Source organism: Paenibacillus montaniterrae, from assembly GCF_018403185.1.
GTDB lineage: Bacteria > Bacillota > Bacilli > Paenibacillales > Paenibacillaceae > Pristimantibacillus > Pristimantibacillus montaniterrae.
The window spans coordinates 14,745-34,471 of record NZ_BOSE01000005.1 but is presented as its reverse complement, the minus strand read 5'-3'; the positions used below and the strand labels follow the sequence as shown (position 1 = coordinate 34,471).

14 protein-coding genes are annotated in these 19,727 nt (G+C 46.2%); 11 read left to right on the top strand and 3 right to left on the bottom strand.

Annotated elements, in window-relative coordinates:
* Positions 1 to 31 precede the first annotated feature (31 nt).
* From KJS52_RS14055 to KJS52_RS14030, 6 genes are all read left to right on the top strand, one after another.
* Positions 32 to 1,630 (top strand): response regulator, encoded by a 1,599-nt coding sequence (locus KJS52_RS14055; RefSeq protein WP_213516249.1) that lies wholly within the window; start codon positions 32 to 34, stop codon positions 1,628 to 1,630.
* Between the two features lie 63 nt (positions 1,631 to 1,693).
* Positions 1,694 to 3,457 (top strand): cache domain-containing sensor histidine kinase, encoded by a 1,764-nt coding sequence (locus KJS52_RS14050; RefSeq protein WP_213516247.1) that lies wholly within the window; start codon positions 1,694 to 1,696, stop codon positions 3,455 to 3,457.
* A gap of 919 nt (positions 3,458 to 4,376) precedes the next feature.
* The gene (locus KJS52_RS14045; protein WP_213516246.1) at positions 4,377 to 5,735 is read left to right on the top strand and encodes an ABC transporter substrate-binding protein; all 1,359 of its coding nucleotides are present in this window, start codon (positions 4,377 to 4,379) and stop codon (positions 5,733 to 5,735) included.
* A gap of 97 nt (positions 5,736 to 5,832) precedes the next feature.
* Positions 5,833 to 6,738 (top strand): carbohydrate ABC transporter permease, encoded by a 906-nt coding sequence (locus KJS52_RS14040; RefSeq protein ID WP_213516243.1) that lies wholly within the window; start codon positions 5,833 to 5,835, stop codon positions 6,736 to 6,738.
* Between the two features lies 1 nt (position 6,739).
* Positions 6,740 to 7,582 (top strand): carbohydrate ABC transporter permease, encoded by an 843-nt coding sequence (locus tag KJS52_RS14035; protein WP_213516241.1) that lies wholly within the window; start codon positions 6,740 to 6,742, stop codon positions 7,580 to 7,582.
* A 168-nt stretch (positions 7,583 to 7,750) separates the two neighbouring features.
* On the top strand, positions 7,751 to 8,905 hold the full coding sequence (locus tag KJS52_RS14030) for a glycoside hydrolase family 88 protein (RefSeq protein ID WP_213516239.1): 1,155 nt from the start codon (positions 7,751 to 7,753) through the stop codon (positions 8,903 to 8,905).
* 7 nt (positions 8,906 to 8,912) lie between these two features.
* Here the strand turns inward: KJS52_RS14030 and KJS52_RS14025 are convergent, their stop codons facing one another.
* Entirely contained in the window at positions 8,913 to 9,800 is an 888-nt protein-coding gene (locus KJS52_RS14025; RefSeq protein ID WP_213516237.1) for an AraC family transcriptional regulator, read from the bottom strand.
* Between the two features lie 83 nt (positions 9,801 to 9,883).
* Between KJS52_RS14025 and KJS52_RS14020 the strand changes: the two genes are divergently transcribed.
* Both KJS52_RS14020 and KJS52_RS14015 read left to right on the top strand, forming a co-directional pair.
* Positions 9,884 to 11,470, top strand: a complete 1,587-nt coding sequence (locus KJS52_RS14020) for a glycoside hydrolase family 43 protein (protein ID WP_213516235.1) — start codon at positions 9,884 to 9,886, stop codon at positions 11,468 to 11,470.
* 247 nt (positions 11,471 to 11,717) lie between these two features.
* Positions 11,718 to 13,439 (top strand): methyl-accepting chemotaxis protein, encoded by a 1,722-nt coding sequence (locus KJS52_RS14015; protein WP_213516233.1) that lies wholly within the window; start codon positions 11,718 to 11,720, stop codon positions 13,437 to 13,439.
* Positions 13,440 to 13,957: 518 nt separating this feature from the next.
* Here KJS52_RS14015 and KJS52_RS14010 read toward each other — a convergent pair.
* Positions 13,958 to 14,716: an SDR family oxidoreductase gene (locus KJS52_RS14010; RefSeq protein ID WP_213516231.1), complete on the bottom strand. Its 759-nt coding sequence runs from the start codon at positions 14,714 to 14,716 to the stop codon at positions 13,958 to 13,960.
* A 297-nt stretch (positions 14,717 to 15,013) separates the two neighbouring features.
* On the opposite strand from KJS52_RS14010, the gene metE reads away from it, so the two are divergent.
* Positions 15,014 to 17,311, top strand: coding sequence for a 5-methyltetrahydropteroyltriglutamate--homocysteine S-methyltransferase (gene metE / locus KJS52_RS14005; protein WP_213516230.1), 2,298 nt, complete (start codon positions 15,014 to 15,016; stop codon positions 17,309 to 17,311).
* A gap of 118 nt (positions 17,312 to 17,429) precedes the next feature.
* On the opposite strand, the gene KJS52_RS14000 is transcribed toward metE, so the two are convergent.
* On the bottom strand, positions 17,430 to 18,074 hold the full coding sequence (locus tag KJS52_RS14000) for a hypothetical protein (RefSeq protein ID WP_213516228.1): 645 nt from the start codon (positions 18,072 to 18,074) through the stop codon (positions 17,430 to 17,432).
* 236 nt (positions 18,075 to 18,310) lie between these two features.
* On the opposite strand from KJS52_RS14000, the gene KJS52_RS13995 reads away from it, so the two are divergent.
* On the top strand, positions 18,311 to 18,799 hold the full coding sequence (locus KJS52_RS13995; RefSeq protein ID WP_213516226.1) for a GNAT family N-acetyltransferase: 489 nt from the start codon (positions 18,311 to 18,313) through the stop codon (positions 18,797 to 18,799).
* A gap of 107 nt (positions 18,800 to 18,906) precedes the next feature.
* Entirely contained in the window at positions 18,907 to 19,659 is a 753-nt protein-coding gene (gene map, locus KJS52_RS13990) for a type I methionyl aminopeptidase (RefSeq protein WP_213516224.1), read from the top strand.
* Positions 19,660 to 19,727: the final 68 nt, after the last annotated feature.

Sequence of the window (19,727 nt, the reverse complement as noted above, 5' to 3'; positions counted from 1 at the left end):
TTGGGGCTGAGCGAAAGAATGAGGTGGAACGATGAATAGAAACATAACGGTATTGTTTGCGGATGATGAACCTCTAATTGTAAAAGGCCTAAGCAAATTGCTGCCCTGGTCAGAGCTTGGCATTGAAATTGTCGGATATGCATATGACGGCAAGGAGCTTTTGGAGCTGATGCAGCGGCACAGTCCTGATATTGTCATTAGCGATATTAGCATGCCGCACTATAGCGGTATTGACATAATTAAGGAGGCGAAGCTGCGAGAGTTGCCAAGCAAAATCATTTTTATTAGCGCCTATCAGGAGTTCTCCTATGCAAGGGATGCGATCGCTTATGGAGCTGTAGAATATTTGGTAAAGCCAATTAAAAAATCTGATCTCGAGTCAGCTGTTGCTAAAACGCTTTCTTTAATTCATGAGGAGAATGAAGAGGATCTACGGCGCAACAAGCTTGATCATTTGGAAAGAATAAATCGCGACAGTGAGGTTGAGTTGTGGCTTGAGCAATTGACAGAGGGGCTTCTTGCTGAAAGCTCAGAGGGCTACATCTATTTGCAGCAGGAGCTCAAAGGTCCCAAGCATGCTGTCGGGATAGTTTCACTCGATCCTATGGAGCACGACAATGGTCGCTGGCCAGCGCAAACATTAAAGCTGGTAGAGTTTGCTGTTCACAATATAATTCAGGAAAGCATTCGGACACACGGCAAAGGATATACCTGCATCAAATCCAATCACTTTATTTTTGCGATAAGCTATGAGGAGGACAAGACGCTGCTGCTGCTCGGCAATGCAATTAAAAATAATATTTTGCAATTTCTTAAGCTAAAGGTGTCTGTTGGTGTCGGAGAGCCTGTCCAGCGCTTGGCCGAGCTGAAAAAATCTAAAAAGCAGGCTGAGGAAGCGCTGGGGTTAACCTATTTTTCAGGATTGAATCAAGTGCTGCGTTACGAGCGGCTTGAGCAGCGAAAAAACAGTGAGCATGAATGGTTTGCGCTGCAATCTGAAATTGTTAAAGCGTTAACGGAAAATGAACTGGACATCGCTTTGGAAAAAATGAAAGCGCTGCTTCAAATTATTAAGCAAGCAACGATTGGCAATCGACAGCTGGCAGTAGCTACTTGTTTTTCCTCTGTGCTGTATATTGTGCAGGAGGTAAAAAAGTCCGATGTACCGATGTCTGAATTAGGCTTTGACATTCAGCATTTGCAGCACCGCTTGGGTCAATACGAAACTTATGAAAAAATGTGCGACGAGGTTTACAACATGCTGCAAGAGCTGTCCAACCGAATCGGAGACAATCCGATCAATAAGGAGCAGAAGCTAATTGAACGGGTCATTCAATACATTGAAAGTCATTATATGGACGACATCTCTTTAGAAACAGTGGCAGCTATCGCCTTTATGAATCCGTACTATTTCAGCAGCTTCTTTAAAAAGCAAATGAAGCAAAACTTTAAACAATATGTAACCGATTTGCGGATGAACCAGGCGATTTCCTTGCTAAAGCACTCCGATATGATGGTGTACGAAATTGCAGAAAAGGTTGGCTACAAAAATGCGCGGCATTTCAGCGATATGTTCAAAAAGCATACAGGCAAGCTGCCCCAGGAATTTAAAAACTCTCTCCGGTCTTAAATGCTGGCCGCGAGAGAGTTTGTTTTCATATATGAAGTGCTGGAAAGTTGAGGGGGATCTCCGATGATGGCGATGAGGAAATGGTGGAGCAGTGTATTTGTTAAATTTTCTACGGCATTTTTGTTGGTCGGGTTAATACCGCTTATTTCATTGAGCATTTTTTCGCTTCAAGCATTCACAGGTCATGTTGAGCAGTTTACGCTGAACAATTTGAAGCAAATGTCAATGTATATGAGCTACAACGTTAACAACTTCTTCTCAGATTACGATGAAATTACTCGCCTCATGTATACAGGCAGGTATGAAGGCTACTCGCATACGATTTCGATTGATCAGACCGCGAATGTCAACGAATATGAGCAGATCAATAATGTGCCGATCGATGCTTTTTTAAGAACACTGCTGTACAGCGACAAGCATATTCGCAGTGTCTATTTTATTCGGGCCAAAGACTCTAAACTTTACTATCAGACCCGGCAAAGCAAGCCGCTTCAAGCCGAGCAGCTTCCTACTGTCGAGTGGAGAGAAACATTAGCGGATCGACCCAATCAGTTAACGATTATTCCGACACACGGGGAGCACTATTACAACGCTCCCGAGCAAAAAGTGATTACATTTGGGCGAAATTTGATTGATATATCGGGCAAGCTGACGAAGGAGCATAAAGTGGTAGGCAGCTTGTTTATTGATGTGGATGCTGCGGTTTTGGGCAACTACTTTAAAGAATTGAATCTTGGCAAATCAGATGAGCTCTATGTGCTTGATGGTGAAGATCATATCTATTACAGCAATTTGCCAGACAAAACAGAAACGGAGCAGCCCAGCGGATTGAACAAGGAAGCAAGTGGCTTTTTAGTTTTTAGTGATGAAATTCCTTATATTAATGGCAGCATTTTAATAAAGGTTTCCAAAGAGAATTTATTCGATCAGCTGACAGCTACGCAAACAACAGTCTATATTGCAATTGTCATTTGTGCGATTGTGCTGCTGGCTATGGGGACGTTGTTTTCCAAAAAGCTGGCCTCGCCGATTCGCGTTGTACTGCAGCATATGAATAAGGTGGAAATGGGAAATTTGGATGCGCAAATTAAACATTACAGTAAAGACGAGATAGGCAGGCTTGCATTTGGCTTTAACCGCATGGTGGAGAGACTGAAAATTTTTATTAATGATGCTTATGTGGCAGAAATCAAACAGAAGCAAGCGGAATTAAATGCGCTGAAAAGCCAAATTCGGCCGCATTATTTATACAATACACTAGAGGTCATCCGTATGAATGCAGTCTATAACGACGATGAAGAGGTAGCAGAGATGATCCTTGCGCTCTCCAATCAATTAAAATACGTGATAGATTACGGAGAGGACTGGGTCTCAATCAAGGACGAGCTTAACCATCTTGAGGATTATTTTTATATTTTGCGAGTCAGATTTGAAAACAGAATCGAGCTGCGAGTCGCGATGGACGACACGGTTAAACCTGACTATCAAATTTTGAAGCTGTCGCTGCAGCCGATTGTTGAAAATGCGATACAGCACGGTATCCAGCCCAAGGGCGGAAAAGGAAGCGTGCTGGTCATGGTTGAGGCCGTTGAGCAGCAGCTTGCGGTCACGATCTATGATGACGGTGCTGGCATTGCCAAGGAAGAGCTGCAAAGGCTGCAGGCCAGCCTGACCGACCCTAAAGCACCAGCGAAGAACGTTGGCTTGAAAAATGTGCATGATCGCATCAAAACACTGTGTGGCGAGCAATATGGTCTTGAAATTAGTAGTGTGGAGCGTATAGGAACGTCAATCAAGCTAACCTTCCCTTTGAAAGGGGATGTTTAAAAACTGGACTTTGATGACGATGCGATTGCGTTGTAGCGTATTCGACGTCGAATATGTCACGCTACCGAAGGCTGCGGTGCTCACGTAGCAAGTGCCTACGCTGCGCTCCTCGCCTTCTAGTATCGTGCCATCTTCTAGGTCCTGAAGTTCAAGCTTTTTAAACTTCGATTGGAAAGAGGTTGTTTAAAAACTGGACTTTGATGACGATGTAGTTGCTTTGTAGCGGATTCGACGGCGAATCTTGAACGCTAGCGAAAACTGCGGTGCTCACGTAGCTTTTGGCCTACGCTGCGCTCCTCGTTTTCTACTAGCGTCCAAGCTTCTTGGTCCTGAAAGCCCAGTTTTTAAACTTCGATTGGAAAGAGGTTGTTTAAAAACCGGACTTTGATGACGATGCCAGGCTTCGGAATTGATTCGGCGGCGAATATGTCACGCTACCGAAGGCTCCGGTGCTCACGTAGCAAGTGCCTACGCTGCGCTCCTTGCCTTCTAGTATCGTGCCATCTTCTTGGTCCTGCACTCAAAAAACTACAGCGGAGGAGCAAAACAATCCGAAAAACGGAGTGTGCCGCCTTTAACATCGTAATGCGACCTTATAAAATTTAATAATAGAGCATTACGATTTAAAAAGCGGCTGGAGGATGTTTTGCTCCGGAGCGCTGAAAAACGAACGTGTGTCGCCTTTAACATCGTAATGCAACCTTAAAAAATCAAATAGAGAGCATTACGATTTAAAAAGCGACTGGAGAATGCATTGCTCCGTAGCGTTGAGGATGCTTTGCTCCGGAGCGCTGTAAACAGCTTAAATAACTAGCATACCGAGCTTAAAAAACTTCATTTATAACAAAGCGCAGCAATGGTAATTTTAATTCAAGGAAATTGACATCCTTGATTTTCATTAAAAAGGGAGGACATACAGATGGCAAAGAAATCATTCTTTAAGCTTTTTTCCGGAATAGTAGCAGTTATGCTGGTGCTTACGGCTTGTGGAGGAAACAACACGAATACGAACTCAACGACTAACGGGAACAATAATGGCGGCAATTCTCAAGCAGAGGGAGAGGCTGGAGGCAATCAGGCGAATCCGGTTACGATCTCAATTGCGTATGCAACGGGAGACCCGGCAACGAAACAAGCAATTGAGACTACGATTGATGCTTTTACGGATGCTTATCCGCATGTAACGATTAAAAATATTAGCGAGACTACGAGTGAATCTTACTTGGACTGGCTGAAAACGAAAGAAGCGGTTGGGGAATTCCCGGATCTTGTTGAAATGCGCGATACGAAAATTTTCGCAGATGCAGGCAAGCTGGCTGAGCTGCCTGAAGAGCTGCACAGCTTGTTCACATTTTTGCCTGAGTATGATGGAAAATATTATAACGCACCGTTAACAGGCAATAATCCTAACGGCATTATTTACAGCAAAAAGGCTTACGCAGATGCGGGCGTAACTGAGCTTCCTAAAACGTATGATGAGTTTCTGGAAATTCAAGAGAAGCTGCTTGCAAGCGGCATTTCTCCAATCGTAGTGGGCGGCAAGGATTTGTTCCATATGGGATTCTGGATTAACTATTTCTTGATTAGCAATGTTTATAGCAGCGATCCAGATTGGAATTCCAAGCGCATCGCTCAAACGGCAAGCTTTACTGATGCCGCTCCAGTGCAAGCGATTACAGATTATAAGGAATTGTTTACCAAATATGTAGATAAAGGCTGGCTGAGTACAGGAGACAACCAAACAGCATCAATGCTTGTAACGGGCAAAGCAGCTCAGCTTTACTCTGGTCCATGGATGTTTGGCCAAATTGAAGAAGCTGATCCTGGTTTTGAATTTGGCTTCTATGCGCTGCCAAGCCGTGACGGCTCTGTTATTGTGAATGGTTTGCCTACTCTGGCAGGCTGGTCGCTATCTGCCGAGGCTTCTAAAGATCCGGATAAAGTTGAAGCGATTACAGCGTTTATTAAATTTTTCTTCGATCCTGAGCAATACGGACCGTATTTGGAAACGGTAAACGGCATTCCTACAACAGTGCAAGAGGTTACTTATGAGACGAATGAACAAATGCAAGAGGTTCTAAGACTAATGAGTGACGAGTCTGTTCCTAAATCTATGATGATCAACCAATGGTATGGTGAAAATGCGATTCCGCCTCAATTCCGCAACTGGTTCTATAAGCTGCTGCAGGAGCTTGTTGTCAGCGATGGCGATGTTGCTGACTATATGAAGCAGGCGGATACCGAATATGACAGCAATGTAAAGGCTAATCTTCAATAAATGGCAAGCAAAGGCTAATCGTTTGGGGAAACCTCCGTTTGATCCACGGAGGTTTTCTACTCTACATCCATATAGAGGAGCAGGAGGAGAAAGACATATGAATGCCTCAACTTCAAGCATTAAAAGAAAACAATGGTGGCGGAGCTATGCAATCTGGTTTATATTGCCTGCCTTTTTACTCTATTGCATATTTGTCATGGTCCCAACCTTTAGCAGTATTTATTTAAGCTTCACCTCATGGGATGGCATAAGCGACAATATTCGCTATATTGGCTTTGAAAATTTTAAAGAAATTTGGAACAGTCCGAGGGTGCACAATGCGTTGACGAACACGATTATTGTGGCAATAGCCCTTGTTATTTTGGAAAATGTAGTCGCACTCCTATTAGCGATACTGGTCGATCAGGTGCGTTGGCTGAAAAATTTGTTCCGCAGCATTTTTTATTTCCCTGTGTTAATGAGCGGCATTATTATGGGCTTTATTTGGATGATTATTCTTAATTATAACTTCGGCGTTGTCAATCAATTGCTCGATTTAGTAGGCTTGTCCGCACTGAAGACAGATTGGCTGGGAAATCCTGATTATGCATTGCTATCGATTATACTGTCAACGGTTTGGAAAGCTTCTGGCTATTATATGATTATTTATTTGGCAGGCTTGCAGGGCATCCCACAGGAACTGCTTGAGGCAGCAAGCATCGACGGAGCAGGCAAATGGAAGCAGTTCTGGCATGTTACCTTCCCATTGCTTGCCGGTGCGACGACGGTCTGCGTTATGCTGTCGATGATCAACTCCTTGAAGCTGTTTGACCAAATCGCGGTCATGACCAATGGTGGTCCAGGCTTTGCCACTGAAACGTTGACTTACATTATATATAAGGTAGCCTTCGGCGAAGGCCGTCAAGGCTTTGGTACGGCGCTGGCAATTGTGCTGTTTATCCTCATAATGATTATTTCACTTATTCAAATTCGTTTGCTGCGCAAAAGAGAGGTGCAAATGTAAGATGAAGAAACGTACAAAAACACCGATAACATCGAGCAACATCATTATATTTGTTATCACTTTTGTCATAGCTGTTATTTTTGTTTTTCCAATCTTTTTTAACATTATGTCAGCCTTTAAATCTAACGCAGACATTTTAAGAGATGCCCTGGCATTTCCTACCGAGCTGTATACAGAAAGCTTTAAATACTTGCTAACCAAAACTGATTACCCGAAAGCGATGCTGAACAGTGCGATTCTTACAGTTGGCTCGATTATTGCGATGGTTGTCATTATTCCGATGGCAGCTTACGCGATTGAGCGCACGAATAATCGCTGGACCAATGCGATTTATGTGTTTTTCCTGTTCGGGATGATGGTTCCGTTTCAGGTGTATATGATTCCGCTATTCAAGCAGCTCAATATGATGGGGCTGTTCGGCAATTTGCTAGGTCCAATTATGATCTACATTGCCGGCTCGGTAGGCTTTGGCGTCCTGCTCTATACCAGCTTTTTGAAGGGAGTTCCGCGTGAAATTGAAGAGTCTGCGGAAATCGACGGCTGCTCGCGGATCGGCATTTTCTGGAGAATTGTGTTTCCATTGCTTGGTCCTGTAACGGCGAGTATGGTCGTGCTGCAAGGTCTTGGTATTTGGAATGACTTCCTTATGCCGATGCTGGTGCTGCCTTCAGGCCAGACCAAAACAATGATCGTTGAGCTGTTCTACTATGTAGGCGAATTTTCCTCGCGCTGGGATATGATTTTTGCGGGTACTACAATGTCGCTAGTACCGGTACTACTCGCTTTTCTATCGCTGCAAAAATATTTTGTCAAAGGCGTTTCTTCAGGCGCGATCAAAGGCTAGCTCAGCTTGAAGGTCATATAGAAGAGCGCAATAGAACAACATTTTGCAACAATAAATGAAAACTTTAGCGTGATCAGTCTCGCTATAATAATCGCATCAAGCTATTACCAGAGCGTGTCTGAACACGATGAGCTTTTCAGACACGTCCGAGAGAAAAGAGGTTATATGATGTTGAATGAAACAGAGCAAGCCTGGCTGCAAGAGGTTATTGGACGAATTACACATAAGATGGACTGGGTGAGCGAGAAGAACCGCAACAAAATTCCGTATACAACGGTAAATGGAGCCTATGATGACCGCTCTGTAGAAAATCCATCAGGCGATGTTGCTGACGGGATTTGCTGGTGGACGAATGGCTTTTGGGGCGGCATGATGTGGTTGATGTATCATGAGACGCGCGATGAGAAGTACAAGGAGATCGCTGGAATTTCTGAAGAGAAGCTGGATCAATGCTTTCAGGACTATTATGGCCTGCATCATGATGTTGGCTTTATGTGGCTGCCGACCAGCGTCGCCAATTATCGTGTGACGAAAAATCCGGAGTCGCGCAAAAGAGCGCTGCATGCTGCTAATTTGCTGGCAGGCCGATTTAATTTGGCGGGCGGCTTTATTAGAGCTTGGAATGATATTGAGGGAAGTGATACAAGAGGCTGGGCGATTATCGATTGCATGCTTAATATTCCGCTTCTGTACTGGGCTTCAGAGGAAACAGGCGATCCACGCTACAAGCAAATTGCGATGAAGCATGCCGATACCTCGATGACCGCCTTCGTGCGCGAGGATGGCTCGGTTAATCATATAGTGGAGTTTGATCCGATTAATGGCGGCGTTGTAAAAACGTACGGCGGGCAAGGCTACGAGCAAGGCTCCTCGTGGACCCGTGGGCAAACCTGGGCACTGTATGGCTTTATGATGAGCTATATTCATACTGGCAAGCAGCAATATTTGCAAACAGCGAAGCGCATTGCCCATTATTTTATCGCCAACATCCCTGAGGATGGGGTCATTCCAGTTGATTTCAGGCAGCCGGCTGAGCCGCGCCGCGAGGACGACACAGCTGCTGCAATTGCAGCCTGCGGCTTAATTGAAATCGCCAAGGCAGTTGGACAGCATGAGCATTCCTTGTACTTGAAGGCTGCGCTGAAGCTGCTGAAAACGCTGGACGAGCAACGCAGCGACTGGACAGCGCAATCTGATGCGATTTTGCAGCAAGGCTCTGCAGCATATCATGCAGCAGCTCATCATCATCCGATTATTTACGGCGATTACTATTTTATTGAAGCGATCTTTAAGCTTAAAGGCAATGATCTATATTTGTGGTAATGGCAAGCTAATCCGTTGCAGCTTTGCGTGCAGCGCTGCGATATTGCAGCGGCGTTGTGCCCATCACTTTTTTGAATAAGCGAATGAAGTACGAGGCATTTGGATAGCCAACCTGCGCGGCGATATGCTCGATAGAAAGCGAGCTGCTGTACAGCAGCCTGCACGCTTGCTTGATGCGTCTAGCAATGATGTATTCAGACAAGCTGCCGCCAGTTTCGCGCTGAAATATTCTTGAAAGATAATATTTTGATAGATGAAGCGAATTGGCGATATCCGCTAGCTGGATATCCTCGGCGTAATGCTCCTCGATCCAATTCATCACCTGCTCGGAGTAGGAAAAGGGACGATATTCGCTCGGCTGTTGGCTGTGCTCTGCATCACGCTTGCTTGAAAATGAAATGGCCTCCAGCATATGAAGCATAAGCATCGTCAAATCCTCGTCTTGCGCCAGATTGTTAGCGGCTGCCGTTCGCGGTGCATATTTTGCAAAAATATGATGGAGATAGTTCATTTCAGGCTGCAGGTCGATGACAGTTTGCGCATGACGGCTTTTCCATAACGTCTGGAATATCGCATGATGCTGCGGCAAGGAAAGCAAAGACTTGTCCAGCAGATGCGGCTCGAAAAAGAGCAGCGTTCTTATGTAGGGGGTCGCCTCGCTTACCTCGGCCGTAACCCGATGAAGCTGATAGGGCTGGAAAAAGAAGAGGCGGCCCGGGCGCATTTCATACGCTTTTTGATTGACGATGATGCTTCCTTTTCCCTCGTGAACAAGCAGCATTTCACAGCATTGATGCCAGTGATAGTAGCCCGAAAAGGCATCTGTTGAATGAATATTAGTTTCGAAGAGCATTGGCTTGTCTTTGAAGGTGACGGCTTCAAATAAATAATTCATAGTTCCCTCCGCAAGTTGCTGGTAGCTTCAGTATAGCATAGGGATACACTTAAGTCTGTTTATCGGAACAGGAGGGGAAGGAAATGACGACGATCATTAATCCAGTGCTGCGAGGCTTTAATCCAGATGCCTCCATGCTGCGCGTGGGCGATGATTATTATATTGCGACCTCGACCTTTGAATGGTTTCCCGGGGTTCAGATTCATCACTCTAAGGATTTGGTGCATTGGCAGGTTATATCACGACCGCTGCATACGGCTGCTATGCTCGACCTGCACGGCGTGCCGAGCTCGGGCGGAATTTGGGCGCCGGCGCTAACCTATCATAACGGGGTTTTCTATTTGATGATTACAACAGTGATGGGCCGTCGCGGCGTCTATAAGGATTTGCACAATTATTTGCTTACGGCAGAGGATATAGCCGGTCCATGGACGGAGCCGCTTTATTTGAACAGCAGCGGCTTCGATCCTTTCTTATTCCATGATGATGACGGCACAAAATGGCTGCTGAATATGGAATGGGATTTTCGCAAAGGCAAAAACAGATTTGGTGGTATCGTGCTGCAGCAGTATTCTCCCGATGAACGCAAGCTGATCGGCCCAGTGCGAAAGATCGCTACAGGAACCTCGCTCGGCGTAACCGAGGGGCCAGTGATGTTCCAGCGAAATGGTTGGTATTATTTACTGCTGGCAGAAGGCGGGACAGGCTGGAATCATGCTGCCACCTTGGCGCGTTCGCGCAGCATTGAAGGTCCCTATGAATATGATCCCGATTACCCGCTGATTACGACGATTGATGCGCCAAATCATCCGCTGCAAAAGGCGGGCCATGCTTCGCTGGTAGAAACGCAGCACGGCGAGTGGTACTTGTCGTTTATTTGCGCACGCGAGCTTCCTGGACGACGCTTAAGTCCACTTGGCCGCGAAACAGGGCTTGTGCCTGTGGAATGGACAGAGGATGGATGGCTTCGCCTCGTCGGTGGAGGCAAAGCGCCGCAGCGAATCGTTGCAGCTCCGGCTTTGCCGCCGCATCGGTTTCCACCACTGCCGCAGCTTGATGATTTCGACAGCGCAGAGCTCGGCAAGCAGTATTTTACGCTGCGCGTACCTGCCGACGAGGAATGGCTCAGCTTGTCCGAGCGCCCGGGTTATTTAAGATTGCGGGGAAGAGAGTCGCTCTATTCCTGGTTCCGTCAAAGCATGGTTGCCAGACGATTAACGGAATATCGCTGCGAGGCAGAGACCTGTGTCGAGTTTGCTCCTGAGCATTTTAATCAGATGGCTGGTCTGACGCTATATTATGACGAGTCGGACCATTTTTACTTGCGGGTCAGCTACGATGAAGAGAAAGGCAAGCATATCGGGCTGATTACGACTCGATCGGGGCAGTATGATGAACCGGACGATGCTGTGGTCTGTGCAGAAGGCTGGGACCGCTGCTATTTGAGAGTGACGATTGATTATGAGCAGGTGCAATTTTATTGTTCGTCTAATGGTGCGGACTGGCAGAAGGTTGGCCCTGTTCTGGATCTGGGGCAGCTGTCGGACGAGTATGAAGGGAAGCTGGGCTTTACCGGAACCTTTATTGGGCTATGTGCGCAGGATTTGTCCGGTACGATGAAGCATGCTGATTTCGATTATTTAAAATACGTGGAGCATGATTGCAGCTAAGGCTATGCCAGAAGTAGCAGCAAAAGGAGCAAGGCAGTTCCGAGGCGCTGAATCATCATAGCTAAAAAAGGGGTTTGTCCAAATTGTCAGTTTTTACTGGCTTTCTGGACAAGCCCTGTTTTGCTTTGCAAAAGAATATAAGCATGAGCGATGTTAATATATTCATTTTTATAATTTTCCAGCCGATATATCATATTATTGAAACCCTTGTATTCTACAACTCTACCTGATAAGGAGCTCATCGCCTATGTTAAACCATGTATCGTTTAAGCTCAAACTGCTGCTTATTTTTCTTGTGCCGCTTGCTTCATTCGCGGTAACCTCTATTTATTTGATCAATAAAAGCAACTCTGATGTGAAGCAATTGCAGCGAACTCTGTATGATACGAGCTATAAAGCCCAATCGTACGTGCTTAATGCAGATCGGGATATGTACCAGGCAATGACTGACTATCAAGCTTTACATATTGGCGGTCTTTCAGGACAGAGCAATCAGGAAGCGCTGCAGCACGATTTTGAAGAGAACATTACGCAGGTTGCCGAGCGGATAAATGCAGCACAGGCATTGTTAGCCAGCCAGGAGGCGCTGATTAACGAAATAAGCGGCCAGTCGATCACAGAGCTGCTTCATGATATGGAGCAAAGCTTTAATCAATGGGCAGATCAGGCAAGAAATAATATTGAAAATAAAAGCTATGCGGATACGGGCTTGCACGAGCAATTTGATGTAGCGCGAAGCGATGTTAATCTGTTCGGTGAAATGCTGGAGGAGTATGTTGCTGTTGTCATAGAGCAAATAAATGCCGACAATCGGACAACAGCAGTGATCACCTACTCGCTGCTTGCGGCAATTGTCGCAATTATTGCAGCAGTTGGCGGCTTGCTCATTCATCATATGGGCAAAACGGTTTCGCAAGTATTGGCAAAAACGAAACAAGTGGCTGAAGGTAATTTACGGCTTGTTGAACGAGCGAGCTATGGCAAGGATGAGCTGGGGCAAATTTTGCAAGCGGTTGATGAGATGATTGGCAGAATGCGCGAGCTGGTTGGCAATATTTCTGCGAGCACTCAAACAGTGGCGGCAGCTACTGTTCAGCTTACGACAAGTGCAGAACAGTCGTACACCGCGACAACTAATGTTGCTTCCCATATAAATGACGTCAGCGATCAGGCTGCCGTACAGGCAACTGTTTCAATCGAGGTTAATCAGGCAATGGAGGAAATGGCAGTCGGCATTCAAAAAATTGCCGAAGCTACAACCTCGATTTCCGAGTTGGCGCTCCAATCCAATCATGAAGCAGAGCAGGGGACACAGCTTATAGAACAGCTGAATCAGCAGATGAAAGCCAATCTAACAGCTATTCAGCGATTGAATGAACGAATTACAGAGCTATATAAGAAATCAGGCCAAATAGGAGAAATAACAGAAAATATATCAATGATAGCAAATCAAACGAGTATTTTATCGCTGAATGCGTCAATTGAAGCTGCAAGAGCAGGGGAAATGGGAAGAGGCTTTGCGGTTGTTGCCGCTGAAATTCGCAAGCTGGCAGCTAACTCCTTAACAGCAGCGCAGCATATTGCCGAATTAATTGCAGATACGAGAAATGAGATTGAACAGGCGTCTCAATATATGAGCAGCACGGTTGAGCAAGGAGAAAAAAGCGGCTTGCTGGTCGTAGAAGCAGCACATGGCTTTCAATCGATAGCACAAGCTGTAGGCAATGTAAGTGCTCAGCTTAATGATGCATCTGCAATTACGGAGCAGATGAGCGCAAGCTCTCAGGAAGTGTCGGCCAGCATGTCGCACGCTTCAGCCTCAGCGAAGGAGGTAGCCAGCACAGCCAATTCTGTTGCACATGTTACTAACAGTCAGCTCGCTCAGGTGCAAAGCATTCACGAAGCAGCCAGCTCCCTGCAGGGGATTGTGGGGCAGCTGAACCAAGCAGTAAGCCAGTTCAAACTTTAGAGGTTGTTCAAAAAGTAGGGCTTTGATGACGATGTGGTTGCGTTGCGTTGTAGCGGATTCGACGGCGAATCTTGAACGCTAGCGAAAACTGCGGTGCTCACGTAGCAATTGCCCTACGCTGCGCTCCTCGTTTTCTACTAGCGTCCAAGCTTCTTGGTCCTGAAAGCCCTGCTTTTTGAACTCTTATTGGAAGGGGTTGTTCAAAAAGCAGGACTTTGATGACGATGTGATTGCTTCGTAGTGGATTCGACGGCGAATATGTCACGCTACCGAAGGCTGCGGTGCTCACGTAGCAATTTGCCTACGCTGCGCTCCTCGCCTTCTAGTATCGTGCCATCTTCTTGGTCCTGAAAGCCCTGCTTTTTGAACTCTTATTGGAAGGGGTTGTTCAAAAAGCAGGACTTTGATGACGATGCGACTTCTCTGTAGACGGCGAATCTTGAACGCTAGCGAAAACTGCGGTGCTCACGTAGCTTGTGCCTACGCTGCGCTCCTCGTTTTCTACTAGCGTCCTTTTTCTAGTAGGCAGTCCAGCCGCCGTCGGCTGTTACGACTTGACCGTTAATAAAGCTTGCATCGTCGGAAGCTAGGAAAACGGCGAGCTTGGCGATTTCCTCCGGCTGCCCTGCGCGAGGGTTGATCGGCAAGCCTAGTGCTTGTCTGGAGGCGCCGAATTCGCTCATATTGGTCATCGTTGATGCGATGTTGGTAATAACTGCACCGGGCGCAATGCCATTGCAGCGAATATTTTTTCCTGCATACATAAATGCTGTGTTGCGCGTCAGGCCGACTACAGCATGCTTGGAGGCGGTATAGGCTGCACCTGCGCGAGCGCCCATCAACCCGCCTGCGGAGATATTGTTGACGATGACGCCTTGTCCTTGCTCAAGAAAGATATTGACCGCCTTGCGCATGCTTTTCATTACGGCTGTTGTATTTACGGCAAACAGCTTGTCCCAGCGCTCATCCGCAAGCTCGCCAACGGGCTCCATTCCATCCATAATTCCGGCGTTGTTTACAAGGATATCGAGGCGGCCGTATTGCGTCATCGTTTCCATAAATAAGGCGTTAATATCAGAATCGTCAGCAACATTTGTCTTAATGGCAAATGCTTCTCCACCGCTCGACTTGATTAGCTCGACAACAGCCTGTGCGCCTTCCAAATTCAAATCAGAGACTGCGACTTTGGCACCTTCCGCTGCAAAATCAAGGGCGATCGCTTTTCCCATACCTGAGGCTGCGCCAGTAACGATTGCAATTTTATCCTTCAGCTTCATCTTGTACACCCTCTATTCATTTCTCTCTTAAATCTTCAACATCAACCAAATAAGCTTAACCTAAAAGCAAACAGAATATTCAACAGAAGCAGTCAACCTAAACGAGCAGCAATGTTCTGCACTAGTTATAGCTTTTAGCTATAGCTAAATATAGGAAATCGAGATTAGTTAGAATGGAGCAGCCATGATAAGCTGATAGCAAATGTTGCTGAAGCGAATGCGAATACTTGCAAAGCTTTGCCACATCGGAAATGCGTAAGCAACGAGCTAAATGAAATAGTTAAGGAGAGATTATACATGGCGTTATCAAGTAATCTGGGCTATCCGCGCATTGGAAGCCAGCGGCAGTGGAAAAAGGCAATTGAGCAATATTGGGCAGGCAAGCTGGAGGAAGCCGAGCTGCATGCGCAATTAAAGGAAATTCGCTTGTCGCATTTGCGCAAGCAGCAAGCAGCTGGAATTGATCTCATTCCTGTCAATGATTTCAGCTATTACGATCAGGTGCTGGACACTTCCGCAATGCTTGGCATCGTACCGCCAAGATTTTCGTATGAGGGCGGCAAGGTTTCTACCAAGCTGTATTACGAAATCGCCCGCGGCTCCAACGATCAGCCAGCAAGCGAAATGACAAAATGGTTTAATACCAATTATCATTACATTGTACCAGAGTTCAATAATATTACTCCGCAGCTTACGCATAATGCGCCGCTAGCAGCTTATCGCGAGGCGAAGCAGGAGCTGGGTATTGAAGGGAAACCGGTCATTTTGGGCCTTTTCAGCTTTGTGAAGCTGGCTAAAGGCTATGCTAAACATGAGCAGGGCGCCTGGGTTGAAAAGCTGCTGCCATTGTATTATCAAGTATTGCAGGAGCTGCAGGCAGAAGGTGTGCAATGGGTGCAATTTGATGAGCCTGCGCTTGTAACAGCATTCAGCGAGCAAGACATGGTGCAGGTTCGTCGCATTTATGAAGCATTAGCTGAGGCAGCACCGAATGTGAAGGTCATTTTGCAAACGTATTTCGAAAGCGTGGAACGCTACTCAGAGCTGATTCATTTGCCAATTGCTGCACTAGGACTGGATGGTGTACATGGCTGGCAGGGCAATATTGAGCAGTTGCTTGCCCATGGTGTTCCTGCCAACAAGCTGGTTGCGATTGGACTAGTCGATGGCAGAAATATTTGGCGCGCTGAGCTGGAAGAAAGCTATACGAAGCTGGAGCAGCTGCAAAAGCTGGTTACTGCAGACCGTCTAATTATCCAGCCTTCCTGCAGTCTGCTGCATGTGCCGGTAAGCGTGCAATATGAAGATAAACTGCCGCAGGTTATTAAGGATGTATTAGCGTTTGCGGATGAAAAGCTGACAGAGGTTGTGCAGCTGACGAATAAGCTTAACGGTCAGGCTGAGAGCTGGGAGCAGGCTGTGCAGGCAGGCAAGCAGGCATATGCAGCGTTCAATGCTCTTGAGCAGCGTAATTATAAGGATAAGCTGCAGCAAAGCATTGACAAGCTGTTGCAGCAAGGCTTGACGCGTGCAGCAAGCTTTGCAGAACGCTATCCGCTGCAGGTCAATAAGCTTCAACTTCCGTTGCTGCCTACTACGACAATTGGCAGCTTCCCGCAAACGAAAGAGGTCCGCGCAGCTCGCAGCCGCTGGAGAAAGGGCGAGTGGACATCGGAGCAATATGACGCATTTGTAGCGGAGGAGATTGATCGCTGGATTGCCTATCAGGAGCAGCTAGGGCTTGATGTGCTTGTGCATGGAGAATTTGAACGTACTGATATGGTTGAATTTTTTGGAGAGAAACTGGGCGGATTTTGCTTTACCGCCAACGGTTGGGTACAATCGTACGGCTCTCGCTGTGTAAAGCCGCCCGTCATTTATGGCGATGTTACGTATGAGGCGCCGATGACGGTGAAGGAAACCGTATATGCGCAGTCCCGCACCAAGCGTCCGGTAAAAGGAATGCTGACTGGCCCGATTACCATTATGAACTGGTCATTCGTTCGTCAAGATCTGTCGCGTGAAACGATTGCTTACCAGCTTGCTTTTGCATTAAAGCAGGAGGTAGAGGCTTTGGAGAAGTCAGGCATTTCGATCATTCAGGTTGACGAGCCTGCAGTGCGTGAAGGCTTGCCGCTAAAGCAGGATGAGCAGAAGCCTTATCTTGATTTCTCAATTCGCGCATTTAGATTAACGACTTGCGGAGTTCAAAATGAAACGCAAATTCATACCCATATGTGCTACTGCGATTTTAGCGATATGATTAGCTCGATCCGAGATATGGATGCGGATGTTATTTCTATCGAAACGTCACGCAGCCATGGCGAGTTGATTGCCAATTTTGAGCAGCAAACCTATGATCTTGGCATTGGCTTGGGTGTTTACGATATTCACAGCCCGCGTGTTCCCGCTGTTGCTGAGATGGAATCGTTAATTGAACGCGCACTAAGAGTGCTTGAGCCAGGCTTGTTCTGGATTAATCCTGACTGCGGATTAAAAACGCGCCAAGAGCCTGAAACGCTGGCAGCGCTGAAAAATATGATTGAAGCAACGGCAGCTGTTCGCCAAAAGCTGGCACAAGCTGCAAGCAAATAAATAACACAAACTCGTTACCCGCTTTATCTAACCAACAATGAAAAAGCTTGCGAGCAGGCATCAATCCGTAAAGATTGTTAGCCTTGCCCGCAAGCTTTTTTCATTGTGAAGCTGGTTGCTACTCCGTTTTCTGCTTTTCCGCAATGTAAGCATTGATTTCTTCAAGCTGCATCGGGTTGCTGGAAGCAACAGCATTGGTTGCACCCCAGTAGTCATAAGCAGCCTTTCCTTGCTCCGGATAGCCATAGAGGTCAAGATCATGCAATATACGATGAATAAATCGCAGCGCATCAGGCTCATATTGCGTAACGGCAATGTCAAGCAACGCCAGCAAATTGTTCATGTCCTTGACGATATCCTCTTCTTCAGTCATCGCTTCGATAATTTGATTATACGGCGCTGGGTCAAGCAGCTCGGATTTCAAAATATCGCTCCAGCCTTCGTCGCTTCCTTGCTTGTAATTGGAAAACTTGCTGCCAAGCAGAAAGAAGTCAGCCTCTGCATGCAATTCGCGAATTTGCTGTATCGCTTTAAATTGCGGCGAGTCTGGTTCAGCAGTATAGGATTGAGAAGGAAATTTGACCGGTGTATTCGCTTGACTTGTGTCTTCTTTATTCAGCCCGTATTGTGCAGCATAATAGGATTCCTTATCCTGCTCATCCTTAATTACCTTTTGCACGATTAAGGCTGTGGCAACTATAATAGCAATAAAAGCTACAATAAAAAAAGTACCGACCATAAGTCCAATGTGTTTACGTTTCACGTCTGTTTGCTCCCGTTGAATAATTGTATTCCAGTAGATACTGACCATTTATTATAACCTAATCTGATCATCAGTACCTTGAAAAAAATCCCATTATTAACGAATACTATTTCAATTATGCGGCATGATGGTGGCAACGGTCAACCTTTTGTATCGTCATATGATTACAATTCCCTGTGGCGGTTGCGCGCTATACCGCGTCATTTTGCACAAGATATGGATAGGAGCTGCTTTACATGATAAACTTTATACCGCTTGAAGCCAAGCATTTGCAGGCTGTACGAGAAATTTACAACGAATATGTCGCGCACACCACGGTATCCTTTGATCTTGATCCTGCAAGCCTGGAAAAAATGAAGGAGCTGACGCAGCATCATGACGCGCGCTATTGTACTTACGTCATACTGGATCAGTATCAGATTGTCGGCTATGTTTTGCTAAGCCCATTTATTAAAAAGCATAGCTGTCAGCGAACAGCGGAGGTTACAATATATTTGCATCCGCAGTATAAGGCGAAAGGCATCGGCAGACAAGCTTTGCAATTTATTGAAGCTCGTGCGCTTGAGCTAAGCTTTCATACGCTAATTGCTGTGATATGCACTGAGAATGAAGCCAGCATGCGCTTGTTTGCAGGTCAAGGCTACCAGCTTAAAGGAATATTGTCCGAGGTCGCCTACAAATTTGACCGCTTTCTCGATGTTGCTTATATGCAAAAAAATTTGTAGTCAGTGAGTGCGAAGTGAACTGCCGGGTGCGAGTGAATGCGTAAATATGATATAGTATAGTATTAAGGAAGCTCAACATAGATTATGAATGAAATGTGGGATACAGAATGATCGTCATCAAAACGATGGAAGAGATTATGAAGATGAAAAAGGCTGGTGAAATTTTGGCGGCTTGTCATAAGGAGATCGCCAAAATGATTAAACCAGGCATTACGACGATGGAAATCGATACCTTTGCCGAGAAATTTATGCGCGATCACGGAGCCACACCTGAGCAAAAAGGGTATCATGGCTATCCGTTTGCAACATGCGCTTCAGTCAATGATGTTATATGCCACGGCTTTCCGAGCAAGGAAATGGTGCTTAAGGATGGCGATATCGTAACAATTGATATGGTGGTTAATTTGGAGGGCTGGCTTGCCGATTCAGCATGGAGCTACGCGGTGGGCACACTTGAGCCGCAGGCGCAAAAGCTGCTGGATGTTACTAAGGAGTCGCTATATAAAGGAATTGAGCAAGCTGTAATTGGCAATCGCATCGGTGATATTTCTCATGCGATTCAAAAATATGCTGAAGCCGAAGGCTTTTCCGTTGTACGCGATTTTGTTGGACATGGCATTGGCTCCAAAATGCATGAGGAGCCACAGGTTCCCCATTATGGACCAGCTGGCCGCGGCACGCGCTTGAAAGAAGGCATGGTTATTACAATCGAGCCGATGCTGAATGTCGGCAAATATCATGCCAAGCTTGATGATGACGGCTGGACAGCAAGAACAGTTGATGGCAGCTTGTCTGCGCAATACGAGCATACGCTTGCGATTACAGCAGACGGTCCTTTGCTTATTACAGATCAGTCCTAGCTTATAATGCCTGGCAGCGGGAGACGCTTCGCTGTCAGGCATTTCTTTACGATAATTTGGCGGCTTAG